The 7,249-nt window shown below is 61.7% G+C and carries 9 protein-coding genes; 8 read left to right on the top strand and 1 reads right to left on the bottom strand.

Features of this window, described 5'->3' with window-relative positions:
* Nucleotides 1-213: 213 nt before the first annotated feature.
* The 7 genes from F8N49_RS23400 to F8N49_RS23370 all read left to right on the top strand — a co-directional run bounded on the left by F8N49_RS23400 (nucleotide 214) and on the right by F8N49_RS23370 (nucleotide 5,550).
* Complete coding sequence (locus F8N49_RS23400) at nucleotides 214-804, top strand: amino acid synthesis family protein (protein WP_007968626.1); 591 nt, start codon at nucleotides 214-216, stop codon at nucleotides 802-804.
* 31 nt (nucleotides 805-835) lie between these two features.
* Nucleotides 836-1,669, top strand: a complete 834-nt coding sequence (locus F8N49_RS23395; RefSeq protein WP_130927338.1) for an alpha/beta fold hydrolase — start codon at nucleotides 836-838, stop codon at nucleotides 1,667-1,669.
* On the top strand, nucleotides 1,666-3,147 hold the full coding sequence (locus tag F8N49_RS23390) for an aldehyde dehydrogenase (protein WP_071172701.1): 1,482 nt from the start codon (nucleotides 1,666-1,668) through the stop codon (nucleotides 3,145-3,147). Before F8N49_RS23395 ends, F8N49_RS23390 begins: the two co-directional genes overlap by 4 nt.
* A 12-nt stretch (nucleotides 3,148-3,159) precedes the next feature.
* Entirely contained in the window at nucleotides 3,160-3,645 is a 486-nt protein-coding gene (locus tag F8N49_RS23385; protein WP_076562509.1) for a flavin reductase family protein, read from the top strand.
* 128 nt (nucleotides 3,646-3,773) lie between these two features.
* A complete protein-coding gene (locus tag F8N49_RS23380; RefSeq protein WP_007968634.1) occupies nucleotides 3,774-4,163 on the top strand; it encodes a carboxymuconolactone decarboxylase family protein in 390 nt (129 codons plus the stop codon).
* A gap of 57 nt (nucleotides 4,164-4,220) precedes the next feature.
* A complete protein-coding gene (locus F8N49_RS23375) occupies nucleotides 4,221-4,985 on the top strand; it encodes a GntR family transcriptional regulator (protein ID WP_016775014.1) in 765 nt (254 codons plus the stop codon).
* 1 nt (nucleotide 4,986) lies between these two features.
* A complete protein-coding gene (locus F8N49_RS23370; protein WP_016775015.1) occupies nucleotides 4,987-5,550 on the top strand; it encodes an NUDIX hydrolase in 564 nt (187 codons plus the stop codon).
* A 134-nt stretch (nucleotides 5,551-5,684) separates the two neighbouring features.
* On the opposite strand, the gene F8N49_RS23365 is transcribed toward F8N49_RS23370, so the two are convergent.
* Nucleotides 5,685-5,981, bottom strand: coding sequence for a DUF1330 domain-containing protein (locus F8N49_RS23365; protein WP_073471129.1), 297 nt, complete (start codon nucleotides 5,979-5,981; stop codon nucleotides 5,685-5,687).
* Between the two features lie 68 nt (nucleotides 5,982-6,049).
* Between F8N49_RS23365 and ribBA the strand changes: the two genes are divergently transcribed.
* Complete coding sequence (gene ribBA / locus F8N49_RS23360; protein ID WP_016775017.1) at nucleotides 6,050-7,159, top strand: bifunctional 3,4-dihydroxy-2-butanone-4-phosphate synthase/GTP cyclohydrolase II; 1,110 nt, start codon at nucleotides 6,050-6,052, stop codon at nucleotides 7,157-7,159.
* Nucleotides 7,160-7,249 lie beyond the last annotated feature (90 nt).

The raw sequence follows: 7,249 nt of genomic DNA, 5'->3' as shown, positions 1-7,249 counted from the left end.
CGAAAGCGCCGGGTCTGGCAATGAAGATGTCGACTGGAGGGGCCTCTTCGCGAGCAAGCTCGCTCCCACAGGGGTTGGCGGTAGCTTGGGGATTTGAATACATGACCATTCGCCGGGGTGATGAGGCAAATCTCATCAGAGGGACTTGCAGGATCGGTATTATGGTATACCATCAGACGCACAGACACTCTCAATCCCCCAACGGAGCAGCTCATGAGTTTCGAAATTCGCAAGATCGTCAGCTATGTCGAAGAAACCTTCATCGAAGGCGGCAAGGCTACTGACAAGCCGGTGACCATGGTCGGCCTCGCCGTGGTGATGAAGAACCCGTGGGTGGGCAACGGTTTTGTCGAAGACCTCAAGCCGCAGATCCGCGCCAACTGCTCCGACCTCGGCGCAATGATGGTCGAACGCTTGGTCGGCATCATCGGCGGTGCCGAGAAGATCGAGGCGTACGGCAAAGCGGCGGTCGTCGGCGCTGATGGCGAGATCGAGCACGCGTCGGCGGTGATCCACACCCTGCGCTTCGGTAACCACTATCGCGAAGCGGTAAAAGCCAAGAGCTACCTGAGCTTTACCAACAAGCGCGGCGGCCCGGGCACTTCAATTCAGATCCCGATGATGCACAAGGACGACGAAGGCCTGCGTTCGCACTACATCACCCTGGAAATGCAGATCGAAGACGCGCCTCGTGCCGACGAAATCGTCGTCGTGCTCGGTTGCGCCGACGGTGGCCGCCTGCACCCGCGCATCGGCAACCGCTACATCGATCTGGAAGAACTGGCTGCCGAAAAAGCCCAGTAATCACAATAAAAAGGCATTGCAGGAGCGCTCCATGATTCGGCTCACCGCTGAACTCACCCCGGCTGGCACCAGTTACCTGGCGACCGGCCAAGGCCAGCCCGTGGTCTTGATCCACGGCGTGGGCCTGAACAAAGAAATGTGGGGCGGGCAGATTGTCGGCCTCGCCAGCCAGTACCAAGTGATCGCCTACGACATGCTCGGCCACGGCGCCAGCCCGCGCCCGGCCAGCGGTACCGACCTGCTCGGTTACGCCGATCAGTTGCTCGAGCTGCTCGATCACCTCAATCTGCCCCAGGCAGCGGTGATCGGTTTCTCCATGGGCGGCCTGGTCGCGCGGGCCTTCGCCCTGCATTACCCGGAGCGCCTGCAAAGCCTGGTGGTGTTGAACAGCGTGTTCAACCGCAGCGAAGAACAGCGTGCTGGCGTGATTGCCCGCACTGCCCAGGCTGCCGAACACGGCCCGGACGCCAATGCCGAAGCGGCGTTGTCGCGCTGGTTCAGCCGTGAATATCAGGCGGCCAACCCGGCGCAGATCGCCGCGTTGCGCCAGACTCTGGCCAACAACGATCCGCAGGGCTACCTGACCACCTACGAATTGTTTGCCACCCAGGACATGTACCGCGCCGACGACCTGAGCAGCATTCAGGCGCCGACGCTGATCGCCACTGGCGAGCTTGACCCTGGCTCGACGCCGGAAATGGCCGAGCAACTGGCCCGACGCATCCCCGCTGCGAAGGTTGCCGTGCTGCCCGAGCAACGGCATATGATGCCGGTAGAGTCGCCACGTCTGGTCAATCAGATGCTGCTGGAATTTCTTCAATTCGCACACTCCCGACAAAACCATATAAAGGGGATCGTTGCATGACACTCGCACGCTTCCAGATGTGCATCGGCGGAGACTGGGTCGACGCCCTCTCCGGCAAGACCTTCGAAAGCCTCAACCCGGCCTCCGCGCAAGCCTGGGCGGAACTGCCCGACGCCGATGAAGCGGACGTCGAACGCGCCGTGCAAGCAGCGCAAAATGCCTTCGACAGCCCGGCCTGGCGCGGCCTGACCGCCACTGCGCGGGGCAAACTGCTGCGCCGCCTCGGTGATCTGATCGCAGAAAACAAGGAACACCTGGCGCAGCTGGAAAGCCGCGACAACGGCAAGCTGATCCGCGAAACCCGTGGCCAGGTCAGCTATCTGCCGGAGTTCTTCCACTACACCGCAGGCCTCGCTGACAAACTGGAAGGCGGCACCCTGCCGCTGGATAAACCGGATCTGTTTGCCTACACCGTGCACGAAGCCATGGGTGTGGTCGCCGCGATCATTCCATGGAACAGCCCGCTGTACCTGACCGCGATCAAACTGGCCCCGGCCCTCGCCGCCGGCAACACGATTGTGATCAAGCCGTCCGAGCACGCCTCGGCGACCATTCTCGAGCTGGCGCGTCTGGCCCTCGAAGCCGGAATTCCGCCGGGCGTGGTCAACGTCGTCACCGGTTACGGCCCGAGCACCGGCGCCGCCCTCACCCGCCATCCGCTGATCCGCAAGATCGCCTTCACCGGCGGCGCGGCCACGGCGCGGCATGTAGTGCGCAGCAGCGCCGAGAATTTCGCCAAGCTGTCGCTGGAGCTGGGCGGCAAGTCGCCGAATATCATCTTCGCCGACGCCGATCTCGACAGCGCGATCAACGGTGCGATTGCCGGCATCTACGCAGCGTCCGGGCAGAGTTGCGTGTCCGGTTCGCGCTTGCTGGTGCAGGACGAAATCTACGACGAATTCGTCAACCGTCTGGTCGAGCGCGCCCAGCGCATCCGCATCGGCAACCCGCAGGAAGACCACAGTGAAATGGGTCCAATGGCCACCGCGCAGCAACTGGCGGTGGTCGAAGGTCTGGTCGCTGACGCGATCGCCGAAGGCGCGCGTTTGCGCACCGGTGGCAAGCGTCCGGCGGATCTCGGTGAAGGCTGGTTCTACGAGCCGACGCTGTTCGAGTGCGACCGCAATTCGATGAAGATCATGCAGGAAGAAGTCTTCGGCCCGGTCGCCTCGGTGATTCGTTTCAAAGACGAAGCCGAAGCGCTGGCGATCGCCAATGACTCACAGTTCGGCCTCGCCGCCGGCATCTGGACCCGTGACCTCGGCCGCGCCCATCGTCTGGCACGCGATGTGCGCTCGGGGATCATCTGGGTCAACACTTACCGCGCGGTGTCGGCGATGGCGCCGATCGGCGGCTTCAAGAACAGTGGCTATGGACGCGAAAGCGGCATCGATTCGGTGCTGGCCTACACCGAACTGAAAACGGTGTGGATCAACCTCTCCCAGGCGCCAATGCCTGATCCGTTTGTGATGCGCTAGGAGTCCTGCGAAATGATCGAACCCGGCATTTACAAAGACGTCATGAGCTCGTTCCCGTCCGGCGTTACGGTGGTCACCACCCTCGACCCGGACGGCGGCATCGTCGGCATCACCGCCAGCGCGTTCAGCGCGCTGTCGATCGACCCGGCGCTGGTGCTGTTCTGCCCCAACTATGCGTCCGACACCTACCCGGTACTGCGCGACAGCAAGAAATTCGCCATCCATTTGCTCTCCGCCGAGCAGACTGCCGAAGCCTACGCGTTCGCCGGCAAGGGCAAGGAAAAGGCCAAGGGCATCGAGTGGCACCTGAGCGATCTGGGCAACCCGATTCTGGCCAAGGCCACGGCGATCATCGAGTGCGAGTTGTGGCGTGAATACGACGGCGGCGATCACGCGATCATTGTCGGCGCAGTGAAGAACCTGATCCTGCCCGAGCAACCGGTGACGCCGATGATTTATCACAAGGGCAAGTTGGGTGCGTTGCCGCCCCTTGTTTGAGAACAATACAAAACCCTGTGGGAGCTGGCTTGCCAGCGATGGCGACGGAACATTCAACATCAATGCTGACTGAACTACCGCTATCGCTGGCAAGCCAGCTCCCACAGGATTGAGGTGAGGCGAAAGAAATGAGTAACGAGAAGTATGAAAAAGGTCTGAAAATCCGCACCCAGGTATTGGGCGAAGCCTACGTGCAGCGCTCGATCGAGAACGCCGACGACTTCACCCGCCCGCTGCAGGAAATGGTCACTGAATACTGCTGGGGCCATGTCTGGGGGCGTGAGGGTCTGTCGCTCAAGGAGCGCAGCATGATCAACCTGGCGATGATCTCGGCGCTCAACCGCCCGCATGAACTCAAGCTGCATGTGCGTGGCGCCTTGCGTAACGGCCTGAGTCGTGAGCAAATACGCGAAATTCTGCTTCAGGTCGGCATTTATTGCGGCGTTCCGGCGGCCGTGGACAGTTTCCGGCTGGCCCGTGAAGCCTTTGCCGAAGCCGACGCCGAGGCCTCCAGTTAACCCTCGGCTGTTTTGATGCCCGTCTGGCATGGACAGCCAAGCTCAAGAGCGGACCCCATGAAACGCCAGCCACTCGACGACAGCTTCAAGGTCAATCGCAACCCCGTTACCCTGCGCGAAATCGTGCTGGACAAACTGCGTAGCGCGATCATGAATTTCCAGCTCATGCCAGGTGATCGTCTGGTCGAACGCGACCTCTGTGATCGCCTCGGTGTCAGCCGCACTTCGGTGCGCGAAGCCTTGCGTCACCTAGAATCCGAAGGTCTTGTCGAATTCGCCGACGCCAAAGGCCCGCGCGTGGCCATCATCACCCTCGACGACGCCGTCGATATCTACGAATTGCGTTGCGTGCTCGAAGGCCTGATCGTCCAGCTGTTCACCCTGCGCGCCAAAGCCAAGGACATCAAAGCCCTGGAAAAAGCCCTCGATGACAACCGCAAGGCGTTGAAGGACGGCGAGCTGCAACAGGTGATCGACTCGGTGCAGGGCTTCTACGACGTGCTGCTCGAAGGCTCGGGCAACCATGTCGCCGCTACGCAATTGCGTCAGTTGCAGGCGCGCATCAGCTATCTGCGCGCGACCTCGGTCTCCCAGGAAAACCGACGCGGCGCGAGTAATCACGAGATGGAAAAAATGGTCGAGGCGATCAAGAGCGGCGATCCGCTGGCGGCGCATCAGGCGTGTGTCGATCACGTCCGCGCGGCCGCCGCCGTGGCCCTCGATTACCTCAAGCGCAAGCAGGAAGAGACCGGCGTCGCCGTCAAAGGTACCCCGGCGATCACCCTGCCGATCGCGCTGAAAGAACCCCGCATAGGTCAATGACATGTTCAGCCCGAGCTTTTGCCCGAAATGCGGTGGCCCTGACCTCGGTCAGCAGACGCCGCCGGGTGATACGCACGAGCGCCTGATGTGCCGCGGCTGCGGCTATATCCACTACGTCAATCCGAAGATCATTGCCGGCTGCATCATCGAGCAGGACGGCAAATACCTCCTGTGCCAACGGGCGATCCCACCACGCCCGGGCACCTGGACCCTGCCGGCCGGTTTCATGGAAAGCTTTGAGACCACCGAGCAGGCGGCGCTGCGCGAAGTCTGGGAAGAAAGCGGCGTGCGCGCGGAAATCGTCTCGCCGTATTCGATCTTCAGCGTGCCGAAGATCAGCGAGGTGTACATCATCTTCCGCGCCATCGCCCTGGAGATCACCGGGCAGTACGGGCCGGAGACCATGGATTACAAATTCTTCGCCCCGGAAGAGATTCCCTGGGAGCAGATCTACTACCCGGCGATCCGGCAGATTCTCGAGCGCTATATCGAAGAGCGCCAGGCTGGGGTTTACGGGATCTACATGGGCAATGATGACAGCGGCAAGATCCATTTCATGCGCTAAAAATCACCTTCCCCCTGATCATTCCCACGCTCCGCGTGGGAATGCCTCTACGGACGCTCCGCGTTCGGCTCTGGATGGGACGCAAAGCGTCCCGGGCTGCATTCCCACGCGGAGCGTGGGAACGATCATGCAGCTTAGATCGGTGTGAAGGCCTCAACGATGATGATCTCCGCCCTCGCCCATTCTTCGCGGTAGCTCTTCGCCTCCTGATACGCCGCCGAGCGGTAGCACGCCACGGCTGTTTCGTAGCTTTCAAACTCGATGATCACCGTGCGCTGCGGCGTCTGCCGCCCTTCCAGCGCTTCACTGCGCCCGCCTCTGGCCAGGAACTTGCCGCCGAATGCAGCAATCGCCTGCGGGGTGCGCTGGGTGTATTGGCTGTAGTGCTCGGCATCGGCTATATCCACATGTGCAATCCAGTACGCCTTCATAGTGACCTCTTTGTTGATTTTGTATTATGGTATACCAATATATTTCCAACGAACCCTGAGAGTCCAGCATGGCCTTCAACAGCATCGAAGAAATCATCGAAGATTATCGTCTCGGCAAAATGGTCCTGCTGGTCGATGACGAAGACCGCGAGAACGAAGGCGACCTGCTGCTGGCCGCTGATCGTTGCACACCGGAGGCTATCAGCTTCATGGCCCGCGAGGCACGCGGGCTGATCTGCCTGACCCTGACCGACGAACATTGTCAGCGCTTGGGCCTGGAGCAAATGGTACCCGCCAACGGCAGTGTGTTCAGCACTGCATTTACCGTGTCGATCGAAGCGGCGGTCGGCGTGACTACCGGCATTTCCGCCGCAGATCGCGCCTGTACAGTCGCCGCCGCCGTCGCGCCGAATGCCCGCGCCGAAGACCTGGTGCAGCCCGGCCACATCTTCCCGTTGCGCGCCAAGGAAGGTGGCGTGCTGACCCGCGCCGGGCACACCGAGGCCGGCTGCGATCTGGCGCGTCTGGCCGGTTTCACCCCCGCCTCGGTGATCGTCGAAGTGATGAACGACGACGGCACCATGGCCCGCCGCCCGGATCTGGAGCAGTTCGCGCGCAAGCACGGGATCAAGATCGGCACCATTGCCGACCTGATCCACTACCGCCTGAGCACCGAGCACACCATCGAACGCATCGGTGAACGAGAGCTGCCGACGGTGCATGGCACGTTCCGTTTGATCACCTTCGAAGATCGCATCGAAGGTGGCGTGCACATGGCGATGGTCATGGGCGACCTGCGCCGCGAAGAGCCGACACTGGTGCGCGTGCACGTGATCGATCCGCTGCGCGATCTGGTCGGCGCCGAGTACAGCGGGCCGACGAACTGGACGCTGTGGGCGGCGCTGCAACGGGTCGCGGCGGAAGGTCATGGGGTTGTGGTGGTGCTGGCCAATCATGAATCGTCACAGGCGTTGCTCGAACGCGTGCCGCAGTTGACCCAGCCGCCACGGCAGTTCAGCCGTTCGCAATCGCGGATCTATTCCGAAGTCGGGACGGGGGCGCAGATTCTGCAGAACCTTGGGGTTGGCAAGCTGCGCCACCTCGGTCCGCCGCTGAAGTACGCGGGGTTGACCGGGTATGACCTCGAGGTGGTTGAGAGCATCCCTTTCACTGAATAAGCCTGCTATCGATAATCCCCTGTGGCGAGGGGATTTATCCCCGTCGGGCTGCGAAGCGGCCCCGATTCCTGCCAACGCGATCCGCCAGAA

This window comes from Pseudomonas sp. GXM4, assembly GCF_008923895.1.
In the GTDB taxonomy this organism is placed as follows: Bacteria; Pseudomonadota; Gammaproteobacteria; order Pseudomonadales; family Pseudomonadaceae; genus Aquipseudomonas; species Aquipseudomonas atacamensis.
The sequence above is the reverse complement of the archived record's forward strand: the minus strand, read 5'-3'. Positions and strand labels throughout refer to the sequence as shown.

What these genes read in the sequence shown, in the direction of transcription:
- F8N49_RS23400 (WP_007968626.1), top strand. Translation starts at nt 214, where the DNA reads ATGAGTTTCGAAATTCGCAAGATCGTCAGCTATGTCGAAGAAACCTTC.
- F8N49_RS23395 (WP_130927338.1), top strand. Translation starts at nt 836, where the DNA reads ATGATTCGGCTCACCGCTGAACTCACCCCGGCTGGCACCAGTTACCTG.
- F8N49_RS23390 (WP_071172701.1), top strand. Translation starts at nt 1,666, where the DNA reads ATGACACTCGCACGCTTCCAGATGTGCATCGGCGGAGACTGGGTCGAC.
- F8N49_RS23385 (WP_076562509.1), top strand. Translation starts at nt 3,160, where the DNA reads ATGATCGAACCCGGCATTTACAAAGACGTCATGAGCTCGTTCCCGTCC.
- F8N49_RS23380 (WP_007968634.1), top strand. Translation starts at nt 3,774, where the DNA reads ATGAGTAACGAGAAGTATGAAAAAGGTCTGAAAATCCGCACCCAGGTA.
- F8N49_RS23375 (WP_016775014.1), top strand. Translation starts at nt 4,221, where the DNA reads ATGAAACGCCAGCCACTCGACGACAGCTTCAAGGTCAATCGCAACCCC.
- F8N49_RS23370 (WP_016775015.1), top strand. Translation starts at nt 4,987, where the DNA reads ATGTTCAGCCCGAGCTTTTGCCCGAAATGCGGTGGCCCTGACCTCGGT.
- F8N49_RS23365 (WP_073471129.1), bottom strand. Translation starts at nt 5,981, where the DNA reads ATGAAGGCGTACTGGATTGCACATGTGGATATAGCCGATGCCGAGCAC.
- ribBA (WP_016775017.1), top strand. Translation starts at nt 6,050, where the DNA reads ATGGCCTTCAACAGCATCGAAGAAATCATCGAAGATTATCGTCTCGGC.